This is a genomic window from Vitreimonas flagellata, from assembly GCF_004634425.1.
Lineage (GTDB): Bacteria > Pseudomonadota > Alphaproteobacteria > Caulobacterales > Aquidulcibacteraceae > Vitreimonas > Vitreimonas flagellata.
In genome coordinates this window covers 441,287-456,769 of the sequence record NZ_SBJL01000001.1, presented here as the reverse complement: position 1 = coordinate 456,769, position 15,483 = coordinate 441,287, and the positions used below count along the sequence as shown (strand labels likewise).

The following is a 15,483-nucleotide window of genomic DNA, read 5'->3' as shown; positions in this document are numbered from 1 at the left end:
CAGCAGACCTTAACAAAAACTCGTAAGGCGATCGTTAGCTCGCGCGCCATTCGGCGAGATCGAACCTCGGATCGGGATAGGTCGCATCCACATAGGTTTTGCCTGCTGCGATACCCACCTCAAGCAAGAGCTCCATGTTGGCCTTCTTGCCGTTGTCCATCAGGTCAAGCCCTTCAAGCGTGATGGCGTCGAGTTCGCGCCCGAGCATGCGCTCAAGCTGTGTCATCGGCGGCGCCGGGTCGCTGCGCTTCTTAGCGCGCGGCTTCACTTCAAGCATGACGTCCATGCGCTGATAATCGAGCAGCGGCTCGCCTGTGATGCAGACGCCGTTCATGTCGCCGATCTCGGAATTGATGCGCCACGGTTTGCGCGGGTTCGAGAACGCCTGCATCAGCATGACGCCTTGCACCTGCGTATCATAAACCATCGCCCGTAGTGCATGAACGCCGCGTAGTCCCGGCGGCAGGCCCTGAAACGCTTTGCCGTCCACCGTCGGTCGGCGCATACCGGTTCCGCAAGATGTCATCATCAGATTGTCGGCGCCGGACTTCCAACCAAACTTATAGGAAGGTTCCAGCGCCAGCATGAAAAGCTGCAGGCTCGGATTGTTGTTCGCACTCACCGCGCCGTCGACGAAGAAACCCTTCTGGATTGGCCGGCGCTTCTCGTCGAACTCCACATCGATGGTGATTTCGTCGAAGAAAGTCGGCGCAGCGGCGCTCGCGAGCACAAGGTCCGCCAAGCGATAGCGCTTGTTCGGGAATATGCCGCTCTCCGCTGGCGGATCGTAAAACACTCCGAGCGGGTGATTGGTGACGACCCAGGCCGAACCCGTATCAATGCGCTTGGCGTGGATCGCGAGCCCCGTTCGAATGTCTTGCGAGCCAAGCGTCTTAGTTGAGAGCACCGATTGCAGCGCGCGGCGAAGCTTTTTGGATTCGAATTTCGATTGCAGAAAAACGCCGTCGCCCGCTGTCTTGCCGAACACGTCGGGGCCGAGCTTCATATAAAGCTCGATCATCTCATCGATGCTGAGGCCCAGCGACAAACCCGAGGCGATAATCGCGCCCGTCGAGGTGCCGCCGATCAGATCGTAATAATCGCAGAGACGAAACGCCGGATCGTCACCGGCGCGGCGACGCAATTCGTCCTCCAACGGCTTCAGCATGCCGAGCGTCAACACGCCCTTCACGCCGCCGCCGTCGAGCGACAGAATGCGTTTAGCCCCGGTGTCGGGCGATAGGTGCTCGAACAGCGTCTTGGGCATTGGTCCCCTCATGCCCTTTGTAGCCGGCCCGGCGGGTCAAAAGAAGGCCAAGCTCGCCGGATCGCGCCCAAGGTGGATCGCCCTGAACTCCGCCGCCAGAAAAAGCCCGCCGGCGACGAAAATCGACCGCCCAAGCGCCTTCGAAAACGCCAATTGGCGGGCGTCGGCCACGGATTCCGCTATGATTGTTTCGGCTTGCCGGTTCGCCGCCTGGGCGCAAGCCGCGATCTGGGCGGCGGCAGCGCCTTTGTGGCGCGCGGCGGCACAGATAATTGTGGAGAAGCCGGGCGCGAGCGCAGCGACGATCTGGTCCGCGTTTTTGTCATGCGACGCGCCGCACACGAGTACGGCAGGCGCCGCCATCGCTAGAAAGCCCTCGCGGGCGGCGCGAACGCCATCGGGCGTATGGCCGACATCGATCACGGTCAGCGGATCATCGTTGATGATCTCCAACCGACCGGGCCAGCGCGTCTTGAACAGTGCAGCACGCGCTTGTTTATCGCTGATCGCGTGTAGGTCGCGCGCGAGCGCCAATGCGAGCGCTAGATTTTGACGTTGGTGCGTACCTGATAGCGGCGCCTCCAGGTCGCTTGCGTTCACCCATTTGACTGAAACGCGTCGTTCGGCGCAGTGCGCTTCGATACTCGCATGCTCGTTCGCGCAACTGTCGCTGACGAATACACCAGCGCCGCTTGGTGCTGCATCAAGCTTGTCGCGTGCGATCTCCGCGCGCGTCTCACCCAAGAGCTGCGTGTGCTCCAGATCGAGCGAGGTAAGCGCAAGGCGTCGCGCTTCGATCAGGCGCACCGGATCGAGCCGCCCGCCGATCCCCGCTTCCCATATTGTGTGCACACAGCCCCGCGCCGCGAACCAATCCGCCGCGATCAGAAACAGAAACTCAAAGCCGCCAAGTTTGTCGCTTTCGCCCGTGATCGCTGCGGCTTCAACGACACGCCGCCAATGATGATCCAATTCGGCGTCGGTTATGTCCTCGCCATCGATACGAAACCGCTCGTTCAGAGCAAAGAGATGGGGCGAGGTGAAGAGCCCTACCGGCGCACTCACCCCTTGTAGCAGGGGTGCGCACATCGCCGCCGTCGAGCCCTTGCCGTTCGAGCCGACAATCACCGCGCCCTGCGCACCGAACCCAGCCAAGTCGACACCAAGCTGCGCGGCAATTCTCTTCACGCGTTCCAACCCCGGCCCGGCGCCGAATTTGGGATAAGGCACGCGCCAGATATTCATTGCAGCGCCGTCGCGAAATTCGCTTTCCATATCTCGATGATCAGATCCCAGCGCTCCACGTCTTCGAGCGTCGCGATCATCGGATTCGAATTGACCTCGATCACGACAAGATCGGAGCCATCACCGTTGGCCGACACGTCGAACATATCGACCGCCGCAAGCCGCAATCCCACCGCATCCGCCGCCGCAAGCGCTAAACGCGCCATCGCTTCGGGCGCACCATCGCGTACGCCAGCCGCACCCCCGCCGGCTGCGCGATTGGCCGGACCTTCCAGCGTCACGCTCGCACCGTTTGCCGGCACTGAATCGGTGCTGATCAGATGGCCTGATGCATCTCTTGCGCGAATTTTCGGGACAGGTGCGCCGGCGTCGCGCGGAAGCGTCGCGACGAGCTCCGCAACACTCAATCGCCCGTCGCCGACAACACTGGGTAAATGTTTGCGATAAGAGAAGAGCGCACGCCCTTCGAGTACGAACACGCGATACTCAACACCGCGCACATAGGGCTGGATCAGCACTGCGAAATGTTCGCGCGACACACGCTGCACGTAGTCTTCGAACACCTCGACGCTCTCGATGACTTCAGCGTAGAGCCCGTTCGACGCCGCCAGCGGTTTACAAAACACGGGAAGCGCAGCGCGCCGTACATAGTCCAAGGCATCTGCCGGTTCGCGTCCAGGATTGCGCATGTCGGCCCAACGCGACGTCACGAAAAATTTCTCGCCCGCCAGCACAGGCACGCCAGCCCCACGCAGCACCTCGGCCGAAAACGCCTTGTCCCGCGCGATCGAGGCCGCGCGAGTGTCGTTCAGCGCATAGGGCGTTCCCGCGCCGGCTGCGAATTGCGCACGCCGCTCCCCGTCGCTGACCTCGAAAAGATAGCCGTCCGCGCCATCAAGAGAACGGAACTCAAATCCGCAAGCGGCCGCAGCACGCGCCGCATAGCGCGCTTGAGCACTACGATAATCTACCAAAAACGGGGGCTCGATCGACACGGCTCAAAGCGCCTGATTGCGAAGCAAGCGGAGGCTGGTACCGCCTGCTGGGCTTGAACCAGCGACACCCGGCTCCACAAACCGGTGCTCTACCAACTGAGCTAAGGCGGCACTCTAGAAGCCTAGGCTTCCAAGGGCGCGGAAACTAGCCGCGCCCCCTGCCAGAAGCAAGGCGGATGCTGGGCTTAAACCGGGCCCCAGCCCTGCTGGTTGATATAATTGCGCAAACGCTCGATCCGGTTGTCCGGATCTGGGTGCGTGGAGAGGAATTCCGGGCCACGCGCGCCGCCGCCCGACTGCATACGCTGCCAGAACGGAATGGCTTGGCGCGGGTCGTAGCCGGCGCGCTGCATGTAGTTGAGACCGAGAATGTCGGCCTCGCTCTCCTGCTCGCGCGAGAACGGCAGACTCAAACCCACCTGCGCGCCAAGGCCGAGGGCGGCCATCGCCAATTGACTGTTGATCTGCGCACCAGCCACTTGCAGCGCTGTTTGAGTCGCCGCTTCGCGGCTGTAGCGCTCCGCAGCGTGGCGGCCCGTGACGTGGCCAACTTCGTGACCGAGCACAGTCGCCATCCAATCGTCGCGCTCGGAAATCTCATACAAACCACGGTAAAAGCCGACTTGGCCACCGGGCAACACGAAAGCGTTCTTCTCGGGGCTGTCGAACAACACGAATTCCCAATTCTGATTGCCGCGTCCTGCCGCGTTCACAACACGTCGGCCAACGGTTTCAAGCCGGCGCTGCGCAGCTGCGTTATTCCAGGTGCGCGTTTGCTGGCGCATCTGCGACCAGGCGCTGAGCGAGGCCTGCTGCAATTGCGCTTCATCGATCAAAATCAATTGGCTGCGGCCGGTCTCGGCGTTCGTGGCGCACCCCGACACCAGCACCAAAGTCCCGGCGGCGAGGCCCCGGAGCAGAAGCCGTCGATCCATCTTGGAAACGTCGACCAACTTCGCCTCGGCGGCATGATGTTCACACATACGTCTTCCTCCCACGCCGCGCGACCGAGCCCGCGCGGTAACTATCTTCCGTCCCAACGCCGCAGAGGCAAGGACCGTTTCGTGGCGACGGAAACTTCTGCGCCCGGCGGTGCAACCGGCGTGGACAAACCGGGGGCGGCGCGGCTATAGACCCTCTCCCGTCGGCCAGGGCCCCGCCCGAAGCCCGGAAACGTGGAACGCCTGGGTAGCTCAGTCGGTAGAGCAGCGGATTGAAAATCCGCGTGTCGCTGGTTCGATTCCGGCCCCAGGCACCACTGCCCTCCACACCTCTTCGATCTTTCAGCCGCACACACCGCTCGCGCATCCCTTCCTGGCTTGACAACCTTCGCACGCAACTATACCTTTTTATCACAAGGTAGCTTATGTCGGATGCGAACGAACAATTTGCCGGGCTTCGTAAGGGGCTTTTGGAATTTGCTCTCCTGACCGTGGTGTCGGGGCGGACGGTTTATGTCGGGGACATTCTCTCGACCTTGGCCCCCACCCCGTTCGCCACCCAGGAAGGCACGCTCTACCCGCTCCTCTCCAAACTCCGGCGCGAGGAATACGTCGATTACGAATGGGTCGAGAGCGGCCAGGGGCCACCGCGCAAATACTACCGGCTCACGGAGAAAGGCGCGGCGCGCCTTGAAGAATTGGCGGCCTATTGGCGTCGTCTCACCACCACCCTCGAAAGCTTGGGGCGCTAAGAACAATGGAACGTGTTGTCACCATCAATCTCAACGGCAATCCGTACCAGCTCGAAGAGCCGGCTTACGACGCGCTGCGGGCGTATATCTCGCGCGCGGAGACAGCGCTCGGCGCCAATCCCGATAAAGCTGAGATCGTGCGCGATCTGCAGCAAGCGATCGCCGACAAGTGCAATGGCTATCTCTCGCCGAGCAAGAGCGTGATCTCCCTCGCGGAAATGGCGCGCATCATCGAAGAGATGGGCCCCGTCGAGGGCGAGAGCACAGCCCAAGAAGCGCCGCGCGCCGAAGACACGAGCTATGATGCCGCAAGCGGCTCTATCGGATCAAGGAAGGCGCCAACATCGCCGGCGTTTGCACCGGCATCGCCGCCTATTTCGATCTCGATGTGAACATCATCCGCTTGCTCTTCATCATCGCGGCGATCGCGACGTCGGGGGGCATGATCCTCATCTACATCGCCATGATGTTCCTGATCCCTTCAGCCAATACGAGCGCGGAATGGGCGGCCGCACGCGGCGTCCCTTTTAACGCGCAGGAGATCATCGATCGCGCCAAGCACGAATATCGCAATTTCACCGAAGACAACGGCAAATCGTGGCGCACGCAAATGCGCGCGCAGCGTCGCGCCTGGAACGCGCAGATGCGCAGCTGGGATCAATCCTGGCGCAGCAGCGATCACGGCGCCGGCCCCTCCGCCGCGCCCGCGCAACCGGCAGGTTACGTGACGCGTGTGTTCGCCGGCTTCATGGCGTTCGTGTTCAGCATCATCACGGCAGCACTCTTCATCGCCTTCCTCGTCGCGTTCTTCTCACTGCTCGGCGCAGGCTCGATCCTGAGCTGGACGCCGCCAGCTGATGTGCCGATCTGGCTCGCGATCGTGGTGCTCTGCGTTGCCTACGCAGCGATCTCGGCGCCCTTCAGCGCGCTGCGCAAAGCTTCCTACGCCACCGTCAGCGGTCAACCGCAAAGCGGCGCTGGCGACGGCATCGTGACGCTCATCATCGTCGCCATCACCGCCTGGTTTGCCTGGATGTATTGGCCGGAAGCCCGCGAGTTGATGGAGGGCGCCTATCTCGTGATCCGTGATTTCGCGACGCACTGGGCCAATTTCTGGAACTAGCGCTCGCGTACCGCTCCATAGCCCTAGGGCGCGGCTTTCGGGTCGCGCCCAATTTTTTGGCTTAGCCCCAGGGGCCGCGTTTGCGTGGGGGCTGCGGCGCAGATGGTGTCGGCGCAACCGGCTCGGTTTGGCGCACAGCAACGCGACCGCCGGCGAACTTCACTAGTGCGTCGATGCGCTTCCCGATGGGCGGATGCGTCGCAAACATTGACGCGAAGTCCGAGTGCGGGTTCTCAATAAACATCTCGCGCACCTCAGATGGCGCGTTCACCGCCGCATTGCCTGAAATCTTCTGCAGCGCCGAGATCATCGCGTCGGGGTTCTTTGTCAGTTCCACCGCGCCGGCATCGGCCAGATATTCCCGCCGCCTCGACAACGCAAAACGAATGACAATAGCCAGCGCATAGGCGATCGCGATCATCGCGAGCGCGGCCAGAATGGCGATGAAGGCGCCGCCGGCATTCCGGCTATCGCCCGACGATGAAGACGACCGCGTGCGCGTTCCGCCGCCCGAATGCCAAAGCCCGCGAAACGCGACCTCGCCCACGAACGAGAAGATACCGACGAACACCACCGCGATCACCAGCAAGCGCACGTCGGCGTTTTGAATGTGCGTCAGCTCGTGCGCGAGCACAGCTTCAAGCTCTTCATCGTTGAGCCTATTCATCAATCCCCGTGTTACGGTGATCGAGTATTGTCCCTTATGGAGTCCGGTCGCGAAGGCGTTCAGCCCGTCCGTCTCCATGATCCGCAGCGCAGGCATGGTGATGCCGCGCGAGATGCACAGATTCTCAAGCAGATTGTAGAGCTTCGGCTCCTGGCTGCGCTCGACCTTTCGCGCGCCAGTCGCCGCATCAATGATCGCTTGGTACGACAGATACGCGATCCCAAACCAAACTAGCGCACCGACAAGCGCGAACGGCCAAGCGCCAGCGAGCGCGTCGCCCGCCCAGATGAACGGCCCCGCGATTGGATCAGGCCCATAGCTCATCCCGGTGAGACCGGCGAAGAGCAGAAAGAGCCCGTAGGTCAGCAACAACAACAGAATTGGAAAACCGGCCATGAGCAGGACGGTCTTCCAATTGTTGTTCCAGATATGAGTCTGGAGGCCGAAGGCGCCGCCCACTGGCGTCGATCCTTAATTGAACTTCACCTGCGGGGGCGCAGCGTCCATCGACGCGCGGCTGTCTTCACCGACATCGAAGAAGTCACGCGGGCCGAAGCCGAACATGCCGGCAAAAATAACAGCCGGGAATTGTTCCCGCGCGGTGTTGTATTCGCCGACGGCGTTGTTGAAGAAGCGACGCGCGGCGGCGAGCTTGTTCTCGATGTCCGAAAGCTCAGCTTGGAGCTGTTGGAAATTCGTGTTCGCCTTCAAGTCCGGATACGCTTCCGACAGCGCGATCAAGCGGCCGAGCGCTTGGCCCAGAATGCCTTCAGCCGCGCCCATCGCTTTCGGATCGCCGGTGCGTTCGGCGCTGACGGCGGCGTTGCGCGCCTTGATCACGGCTTCGAGCGTGCCGGATTCGTGGGCGGCATAGCCCTTCACGGTCTCGACCAGGTTCGGGATCAGGTCGTGGCGTTGCTTCAGCTGCACATCGATGTCGGCGAACGCTTGATTGCAATTCTGCCGCAGCGCGACGAGGCGATTGTAGATGCCGATCAGCAGCACCGCCAAAACGACGACGATGATCAGGACGATAAGTAGGACGCTCATTGACGCTCCCTCGGATTACGAGTCAGAGGCCTACATATATCAAAGCCCTGTGGGGAGCACGTTTTTCCAGTGTGACCGCGGTCTCTAAAAAGAGGCCCCTGGCTTCCTATGGACGACTAGCCGATCACGTCCGAGAAACGCCCGGAACGCGAAAAGCCCTTCGGCGCCACCTTGCCAGCCCCGCCGCGCTTGCCGCGATACTCCTTCCACTCCGCCACCACACGGGTGCGGCCAGCGGAATCCTCCCAACTCAACCCTTCGTCCTTGGCGAAGGTCTTCACGTCGGCTAGGCCGCGATCGGCATAGCTTTGCAGCTTCACGCCCTTGCCGCGCGTCATCTCCGGCAGCTCGGAGAGCGGGAAGATCAGCATCTTTTTGCGCTCGCCGATGACAGCCACCTGATCGCCCAACACCTTCGCCGCCTGCATGGCGCGCCCGTTGAGGATTTGTTTGCCGGAGCGCTTGGTCGCCAACATTTCGCTTTCGGGAATGATGAAGCCGTAGCCTTCGTGGCTCGCCACCACGCGCTTTGAACCTTCCTCGTATTTGAAAAGCGCCACCGCCTCGTCGATGTCGCCAAGCTCAACGGAGAGGCGCACCGGCTCACCGTGCCCGCGCCCACCTGGCAGCTTGTGCACGTCCAGTGTGAAGGCGCGGCCGTCGGACGCGAACATCAGAAGCTTGTCGGTGGTCTCGCATTGCACGATGTGCTGCGGCCCATCGCCTTCTTTGTATTTGATCTCGGAGAGATCGGCGAGGTGGCCTTTCATGGCGCGGATCCAACCCTTTTCGGAGAGCACGACCGTTACCGGCTCGCGCACGACGAAGGCTTCGACGTCGATCTCGGTCGGCACTTCACCGGCTTCGCCGAGTTCGGTGCGGCGCTTGCCCCACGGCGTGCCGGCGCCGAACAGCTTTTTGGTTTCCTTCAACTCGCCCGCGATCTTGCGCCATTGTTTGCGCGTGTCTTCGAGCAAGCCTTGCAGCTCCGCCTGCTCGGCACGCAGCGCAGCGTCCTCGCGGCGGATTTCCATTTCCTCAAGTTTGCGCAATTGGCGCAGGCGCGTGTTGAGGATGGCTTCGGCTTGCGTTTCGTTCAACTTGAAACGCGCGATCAGCTTCGCCTTCGGATCATCCTCATTGCGGATGATCCGGATCACTTCGTCGAGATTGAGGAAGACGATGAGCAGGCCGGCCAACACGTCCAAGCGCTGGGCGATCTTTTCAAGGCGGAACGCCGTCCGGCGCTGCAGCACGTCGCGGCGATGATCGAGGAAGGCGCGCAGCACGTCTTTCAAGCTCATCACGCGCGGCACGCCAGCGGCGTCGAGCACGTTCATATTCAGCGAAATGCGGGCCTCGAGTGCTGTGAGCTTGAACAAGCTCTCCATCAGCACGGCCGGTTCAACCGTGCGCGATTTTGGCTCAAGCACGAGGCGCATATCCTCGGCGCTCTCGTCGCGCACGTCGCCCAGCAACGGCGCTTTCTTGTTTTCAATCACAGCCGCCAAAGCTTCGACGAGCTTCGACTTCTGCACCTGGTACGGAATTTCGGTGACGACGATGCGCCACTGGCCACGGCCTAGATCTTCCGTCTGCCAGCGCGCGCGCACGCGGAAACCACCGCGCCCGGTTTCGTACGCGTCAAGAATGCTCTCGGGCGGTTCGACAACAATACCGCCTGTCGGGAAATCCGGGCCCGGCATGATCGTCAAAAGATCAGCTGTCGTCGCTTTCGAGTTGTCGATCAGCAGCAGCGATGCATCGATCAGCTCAGCCACGTTGTGCGGCGGCACACTGCACGCCATGCCCACGGCAATGCCCGATGCGCCGTTTGCCAACAAGTTCGGGAACGCCGCCGGCAAAACGGAGGGCTCTTCCTTCGAGCCGTCATAGCTTGGACGAAAATCCACCGCGTTTTCGTCGATGCCTTCAAGCAGCGCTTCGGCCGCTTTGGTCATGCGACTTTCGGTGTAGCGCATGGCGGCGGGGCTATCGCCATCGATGTTGCCGAAATTGCCTTGGCCGTCGATCAGCGGATAGCGCGAGTTGAAATCCTGCGCCAGGCGCACCAGCGCGTCATAGATCGATTGATCGCCGTGCGGGTGATAATCGCCCATCACGTCGCCAACGACTTTCGCGGATTTGCGGAATGCGGCGTCGGCGGTGAGGTTCAGCCGCTTCATCGCGTAGAGCACGCGGCGGTGCACCGGCTTCAAACCGTCGCGCACATCCGGCAGCGCCCGGCTCGTGATCGTGGAAAGCGCATAGGCAAGATAGCGCTTCGCCAGCGCCTCGCCGATCGGCTCCTCAACAATGCGCCCGCCTTCTTCCGGCGTGCGGGTGGCGTCATCAGCCATTCTTGGCTCTCCGAAACGATCTTGTGCGTTCTTGGCTGGTTAGATCAGAGTCGGCCAGCAAAACCCAATCGTTCGATCAGGCGGCGCCGAGTTTCTGGCAGGTTCTCGCCCCTTTGGTCGAACACGCGCCGCTCAAGGAAGTAGCCGGCGAGTGCAAAAGCATCCGCTACGTCGCCCTCTTCTAGTTCCGCCTCCGCATCAACGAGGAAGGGCGGCAGGCGCAACAGCAACTCGGCGTGCGGGGCACCCGCATCATAAGTGGCTGCCCGACCCGTGCGCGGGCTGACCCATGCAAGATTCTCGGTCTCTCCCGTCACCGCGCAGCGGCTAAGATCGAGCCCGTATCCCATCGCCGAAAGCAGGCCGAGTTCGAAGCGAGCATAAATCGCCGGCCAAATCTCGTGATGCGGCATCGCCTCGATCAACACGATCAGCGCGTCATAAAGTTGGGGATAGGCTTGCCGTTCGGGTGTAGCGCTGCGGATTAGGGTCACGGCCGAGGAGAGCCCTGCCAACGCAATCGGGTCGTCCAATAGGCGCGTCGCGTGCGGCTCGATGAGTTCAAGCGGCGAGTAAAAGCCAAGCTGCTCGGAGAGCCGCGCTTTCCACCCCGCATGCACGACGTTGCCCGCCTGCAGGATCGGTTGCGATTTACGGCCCGCATGCACGACGCCGCCATAGCGGCCATGCTCACGCGAGAACACTTCCGCCACCAGTTTGCCTTCACCGAAATGGCGCGCGCCCAGCACAATGGCGTCGTCGACCCATTCCATCGCCTAAGCTTCGTAATCCAAACCCAGCCGCTGATAGAGCGCGCGCTCTTCGGACCAGTTTTCGCGCAGCTTCACGTGCAGGAAGAGGTGAATGCGTCGGTCGAACGCGGCTTCCATTTCCTTGCGTGCGGCCTCGCCGATGATCTTGATGGTTTGGCCGCCGGCGCCGATGGCGATTTTGCGCTGGCTTTCACGCGCGACGAAAATGGTTTGATCAATCTTGGCGGAGCCGTCCTTGCGCTCTTCCCACGTCTCGGTCTCGACGATCATGTCGTAAGGCAATTCGTCATGCAGACGGAGCATCGCCTTCTCGCGCGTGATCTCGGCCGCGAGCACGCGGGCCGGCGCGTCCATCGTCTGATCTTCGGGGAAGAGCCAAGGGCCTTCCGGCGCACGCTCGGCGAGCACGCGCTTAATATCGTCCACGCCGTCGCCCTTCTTGGCGGAGATCATGAAGACGTCGGTGTATAAACCCTCTTCGACGAGTTTGGTCGTGAGCGCTAAGAGTTGAGGGCGCGAAACCGCATCGACTTTGTTGAGCACCAGAATGGAGGCCAATTCCATCTGCTTCAGTCTCGCTGAAATCGCGGCGGAATCGGCAATTGCGAGCGCATCTTGACCCTTCGGCGCATCGGCGACGTGCGCGGCCGCATCCACCACGTGAATGATCGCGTCGGCGCCTTCCAGCGCGCTCCAGGCCGCCGCCACCATCGCGCGATCCAGGCGACGCTTCGGCGCGAACACGCCGGGCGTGTCGATCAGGATGAGTTGGACTTCGTTGTGCATGGCGATGCCGCGCACGAGCGCGCGCGTCGTCTGCACCTTCTGCGTCACCGCCGCGACCTTTGCGCCGACGAGCGTGTTCACGAGCGTCGACTTGCCCGCGTTCGGCGCACCCAGCACCGCAACCACCGCACAGCGTTGCTCAGCCATGCTTCTCACGCTCCTTCAAGAACGCGGCCGCTGCCGCGCGTTGCGCATCGCGCTTCGAACCGCCCTCGCCGCGCACCGGCGGGTAACCATCGACCACCGCGTCGATAACGAAATGCGGCGCGTGCTCCGGGCCGGTTTGCTTGATCATAACGTAGCTCAAACCACGTTTCCGCGCCGCCGCCCACTCCTGCAGCGCGGTTTTTGCATCACGCGGCGCGGACTTCACATCGTCAAAGGCCTCGCCCCAGAATTTGGTAACGAAAGCGCGCGCTGTCTCGAAGCCGCTATCTAGGTAAAGAGCTGCGATCACGGATTCGCAGATGTCGGCCAGGATGGCTTCTTTACCCCGCCCGCCATTCGCCTCCTCGGAAGGGGAGAGCACGAGCGCCGCTCCCAAATCGGCCGCACGGGCCGCGCGGGCGCAGGCGTGCTTGTTCACCAGCGCATTGTAGCGCGGCGCAAGTTGGCCCTCTTGTTCGTTCTGGTGCTCGTCCAGCAAACGCTCGGCGACGATCAAGCCAAGCACGCGGTCGCCGAGAAACTCCAACCGATCGTAATCGCGCTTCTTCCGAGCACCATTGTCCACGCTGCCATGCGTCACAGCTTCGCGCAGCAGCGCGCGATCGTTGAACACATAGCCGATGCGTTGTTCCAGCTCAGCGAGCCGGGCGTCGTGATCGCGCCCGGTCATGGCCGCAAGCTCATTCGACCGCCTTCAAGAAGCGATCGCCGCGGAAGCCGGTGAACAGCGTCCACGGACGGAAAAGCGACGTGGTTTCGTCAAACGACACGACAACGAATTGTGCGGGGCCGACCAAATTGTCGTACGGTACATAACCCACCACAGAGGGCACGCGGCTGTCGGCGGAATTGTCGCGGTCGTCGCCCATCATGAAATAATGGCCTTCCGGCACTTCATAAACGCGCGTGTTGTCGAGTTCGCTGCGCTCGAGCTTGTCGCACGTGACGTAGCTCACGCCATTCGGCAGGGTCTCGCGATACATCGCCACCTCTGGCCTGGGACCGCCAGGGCATTCGTCGGTCATGCCGAGCAATTCACGCTGCACCGGCTCGCCGTTGATGTGCAGCGCGCCATTGATGATTTGAATTGTATCGCCCGGCAGGCCGATCACGCGCTTGATGAAGTCGCGATCCGGCTCCGGCACCGGGCGGAACACGACGACGTCGCCGCGCTCTGGTTCGCTGCCAAACAAGCGGCCGTGCGGCAGCAGGCCCTCAAGAGGCGCGAACGAGAAGCGGCCGTAGCCGTACGACCATTTCGTCACGACGATGTAGTCGCCGACAGCCAGCGTCGGCTGCATCGAGCCCGAGGGAATCCGAAACGGCTGCGCAATCGTGAAGCGCAGCACCATGGCAAGCGCGAGCGCATAGAGGATCGTTTTCACGTTATCCCAAAAGACGGCCATCGCCGGTTCTGAACTGCCCGTGGTCGACATGCTCATACGTTTCTCACTCGCGACCCGACCCGGCGGCGGCCCGGGCGGGCGCCCAACGAAACGAGCGTCTTTTCACTGACGTAACGGGCCCCAGCGCGGCCAAGCTTTTCCCCATTCGGGTGGAGGGTCCTCACGAGCCAACCCCCGGCTCTGTCGGGGTCAACTCGGCCGAAATAATGACGAAACTGACAGCAAGCGGGTAGTCGTCGGTCAATGTGACATGGATGTATGCGGTATGCCCCGGTGGCGTGATTTTCGCCAAACGCGTAGCCGCGCCATTGGTCAAGAGCATGGTCGGCTGGCCGCTGGGCATGTTCGCCACCCCCATGTCACGCCAAAACACCCCTTGTTTCAGGCCGGTGCCGAGCGCCTTGGAGGTCGCCTCCTTGGCCGCGAAACGCTTGGCGTAGGTCGCCGCGCGCTGCTCCGGCCGGCGCTCGGCTCGGGCGCGCTCCTTTTCGGTATAGACCCGATGGGTGAAGCGATCGCCAAAGCGCTCCAGCGCCTTCTCGATCCGGCGGATGTCGATGATGTCGGAGCCGATGCCCAGGATCATGCGCCGCTCCGCCCCAGATCAATGTGGCGGCGCATCTCCGCGATCGCAGTGGGCAGGCCGACGAAGATGGCCTCGCCGATGATGAAGTGGCCGATGTTCAGCTCACGCACTTCAGGCACGGCCGCGATCGGGGCCACGCTCTTATAGGTGATGCCATGGCCGGCGTGGATTTCGAGACCACGCGCCGCGCCATCTTTCGCGGCGACGCGAATGGCTTCCAGTTCGCGCGCGGCGCGAGCTTGGTCGCCTTCGGCGACGGCTTCACAATATGCGCCAGTGTGTATCTCGACGACGGGCGCGCCTAGACTTTGCGCGGCTTCCATCTGGCGCACATCCGGATCGATGAACAGCGACACGCGCACGCCCGCTTCACGCAATTGGCGCACGAAGGGCGCGACGTGATTGTGGTGACCCGCGACGTCGAGCCCACCCTCGGTGGTACGCTCCTCGCGCCGCTCCGGCACCAAGCAGACCGCGTGTGGTTTCACTTTGAGCGCGATGGCGAGCATTTCTTCCGCGCAGGCCATTTCCAGATTGATCGGCAATTTCACCGCTTCGACCATGCGGAATAGATCGTCTTCGCGTACGTGGCGGCGATCCTCGCGAATGTGCAACGTGATGCCGTCCGCGCCCGATTGTTCAGCGATGATCGCCGCCCGCACCGGATCGGGCACGGCGCCGCCGCGGGCGTTACGAATGGTGGCGACATGGTCGATGTTCACGCCAAGCCGCACGTGCGTGCTCATGCGGCGAGACCTCGTGAACCAGGCTTGATCGCCGGCAGCGCGGCAAGTTCCGGCGGCAATTGATCGGCGGGATAGGCAGGCGCCGAAACGCTCGCGAGCGAGACGAGCTTGGCGCCAATGTCGGCTTTGCCACCCGAACGATCGATCAGGCACGCGGCGCCAACGAGTTCGCCCGGATGACCACGAATGGCGTCGAGACATTCGCGCGAAGAGAGGCCGGTGGTGACGACGTCCTCCACCATCAGCACGCGTTCGCCCTGCTTGATCTCAAAACCGCGGCGCAATTGGAATTCACCCTTCTCGCGCTCCACAAACATCGCGCGCGCACCCAAGTGCCGCGCCGTCTCGTAGCCTGGGATGATCGCACCCACTGCCGGCGACACCACCGCATCGATTTTGCCGAACGCCGCTTGCGCCTTCTCGGCCAGCGCCTTGCAAAGGCGCTCCGTGCGCGCGGGATCCATGAATACTGCGTTCTTCTGGAAGAAAACGGGGGAGTGGAGCCCGGAGGAAAGAATGAAATGCCCTTCCAGCAGGGCGCCCGCCGCGCGGAATTCGTCGAGAACTTGGTCTTGATTCATGGCTGCCTAGATAGCCTTCCGCCCGAGCCGCGTCACG

17 protein-coding genes and 2 tRNA genes are annotated in these 15,483 nt (G+C 62.3%); 4 read left to right on the top strand and 15 right to left on the bottom strand.

The features are described from left to right. Positions 1 to 34: 34 nt before the first annotated feature. The 5 genes from EPJ54_RS02295 to EPJ54_RS02275 all read right to left on the bottom strand — a co-directional run bounded on the left by EPJ54_RS02295 (position 35) and on the right by EPJ54_RS02275 (position 4,490). Positions 35 to 1,267 carry a patatin-like phospholipase family protein gene (locus tag EPJ54_RS02295; protein WP_167755535.1) on the bottom strand — a complete coding sequence of 411 codons (1,233 nt, stop codon included), beginning with the start codon at positions 1,265 to 1,267 and terminating at the stop codon, positions 35 to 37. Positions 1,268 to 1,303: 36 nt separating this feature from the next. Beyond that, a complete protein-coding gene (locus tag EPJ54_RS02290) occupies positions 1,304 to 2,542 on the bottom strand; it encodes a bifunctional folylpolyglutamate synthase/dihydrofolate synthase (protein WP_135210048.1) in 1,239 nt (412 codons plus the stop codon). Continuing rightward, complete coding sequence (locus EPJ54_RS02285) at positions 2,509 to 3,507, bottom strand: hypothetical protein (RefSeq protein WP_135210047.1); 999 nt, start codon at positions 3,505 to 3,507, stop codon at positions 2,509 to 2,511. Before EPJ54_RS02285 ends, EPJ54_RS02290 begins: the two co-directional genes overlap by 34 nt. Before the next feature lie 35 nt (positions 3,508 to 3,542). After that, positions 3,543 to 3,618: transfer RNA gene (locus EPJ54_RS02280), tRNA-His, on the bottom strand. Between the two features lie 74 nt (positions 3,619 to 3,692). After that, complete coding sequence (locus EPJ54_RS02275; RefSeq protein WP_135210046.1) at positions 3,693 to 4,490, bottom strand: M48 family metallopeptidase; 798 nt, start codon at positions 4,488 to 4,490, stop codon at positions 3,693 to 3,695. 199 nt (positions 4,491 to 4,689) lie between these two features. Between EPJ54_RS02275 and EPJ54_RS02270 the strand changes: the two genes are divergently transcribed. The 4 genes from EPJ54_RS02270 to EPJ54_RS02255 all read left to right on the top strand — a co-directional run bounded on the left by EPJ54_RS02270 (position 4,690) and on the right by EPJ54_RS02255 (position 6,323). Then, positions 4,690 to 4,765 (top strand) — tRNA-Phe (locus EPJ54_RS02270). 108 nt (positions 4,766 to 4,873) lie between these two features. Next, positions 4,874 to 5,200 carry a PadR family transcriptional regulator gene (locus EPJ54_RS02265; RefSeq protein WP_135210045.1) on the top strand — a complete coding sequence of 109 codons (327 nt, stop codon included), beginning with the start codon at positions 4,874 to 4,876 and terminating at the stop codon, positions 5,198 to 5,200. 5 nt (positions 5,201 to 5,205) lie between these two features. Continuing rightward, complete coding sequence (locus EPJ54_RS02260) at positions 5,206 to 5,592, top strand: hypothetical protein (protein ID WP_135210044.1); 387 nt, start codon at positions 5,206 to 5,208, stop codon at positions 5,590 to 5,592. Further along, positions 5,526 to 6,323, top strand: coding sequence for a PspC domain-containing protein (locus EPJ54_RS02255; protein ID WP_135210043.1), 798 nt, complete (start codon positions 5,526 to 5,528; stop codon positions 6,321 to 6,323). The genes EPJ54_RS02260 and EPJ54_RS02255 overlap by 67 nt, the downstream gene beginning before the upstream one ends. A gap of 61 nt (positions 6,324 to 6,384) precedes the next feature. Here EPJ54_RS02255 and EPJ54_RS02250 read toward each other — a convergent pair whose 3' ends face one another. From EPJ54_RS02250 to pyrE, 10 genes are all read right to left on the bottom strand, one after another. Beyond that, the gene (locus EPJ54_RS02250) at positions 6,385 to 7,449 is read right to left on the bottom strand and encodes a M48 family metallopeptidase (protein WP_239590726.1); all 1,065 of its coding nucleotides are present in this window, start codon (positions 7,447 to 7,449) and stop codon (positions 6,385 to 6,387) included. Between the two features lie 12 nt (positions 7,450 to 7,461). Continuing rightward, the gene (locus tag EPJ54_RS02245; RefSeq protein ID WP_135210042.1) at positions 7,462 to 8,040 is read right to left on the bottom strand and encodes a LemA family protein; all 579 of its coding nucleotides are present in this window, start codon (positions 8,038 to 8,040) and stop codon (positions 7,462 to 7,464) included. Between the two features lie 116 nt (positions 8,041 to 8,156). Next, complete coding sequence (gene parC, locus EPJ54_RS02240; RefSeq protein WP_135210041.1) at positions 8,157 to 10,400, bottom strand: DNA topoisomerase IV subunit A; 2,244 nt, start codon at positions 10,398 to 10,400, stop codon at positions 8,157 to 8,159. Between the two features lie 44 nt (positions 10,401 to 10,444). Then, positions 10,445 to 11,173: a DNA repair protein RecO gene (gene recO / locus EPJ54_RS02235; RefSeq protein WP_135210040.1), complete on the bottom strand. Its 729-nt coding sequence runs from the start codon at positions 11,171 to 11,173 to the stop codon at positions 10,445 to 10,447. Between the two features lie 3 nt (positions 11,174 to 11,176). Further along, the gene (gene era, locus EPJ54_RS02230) at positions 11,177 to 12,106 is read right to left on the bottom strand and encodes a GTPase Era (protein ID WP_135210039.1); all 930 of its coding nucleotides are present in this window, start codon (positions 12,104 to 12,106) and stop codon (positions 11,177 to 11,179) included. Beyond that, the gene (rnc, locus tag EPJ54_RS02225) at positions 12,099 to 12,797 is read right to left on the bottom strand and encodes a ribonuclease III (protein ID WP_135210038.1); all 699 of its coding nucleotides are present in this window, start codon (positions 12,795 to 12,797) and stop codon (positions 12,099 to 12,101) included. The genes era and rnc overlap by 8 nt, the downstream gene beginning before the upstream one ends. Before the next feature lie 10 nt (positions 12,798 to 12,807). Further along, positions 12,808 to 13,569, bottom strand: coding sequence for a signal peptidase I (lepB, locus tag EPJ54_RS02220; protein ID WP_239590725.1), 762 nt, complete (start codon positions 13,567 to 13,569; stop codon positions 12,808 to 12,810). Between the two features lie 124 nt (positions 13,570 to 13,693). Then, entirely contained in the window at positions 13,694 to 14,119 is a 426-nt protein-coding gene (gene acpS / locus EPJ54_RS02215; RefSeq protein WP_135210037.1) for a holo-ACP synthase, read from the bottom strand. Further along, positions 14,116 to 14,865 carry a pyridoxine 5'-phosphate synthase gene (locus EPJ54_RS02210; protein ID WP_135210036.1) on the bottom strand — a complete coding sequence of 250 codons (750 nt, stop codon included), beginning with the start codon at positions 14,863 to 14,865 and terminating at the stop codon, positions 14,116 to 14,118. Before EPJ54_RS02210 ends, acpS begins: the two co-directional genes overlap by 4 nt. Continuing rightward, positions 14,862 to 15,446: an orotate phosphoribosyltransferase gene (gene pyrE / locus EPJ54_RS02205; protein WP_135210035.1), complete on the bottom strand. Its 585-nt coding sequence runs from the start codon at positions 15,444 to 15,446 to the stop codon at positions 14,862 to 14,864. The genes EPJ54_RS02210 and pyrE overlap by 4 nt, the downstream gene beginning before the upstream one ends. Positions 15,447 to 15,483 lie beyond the last annotated feature (37 nt).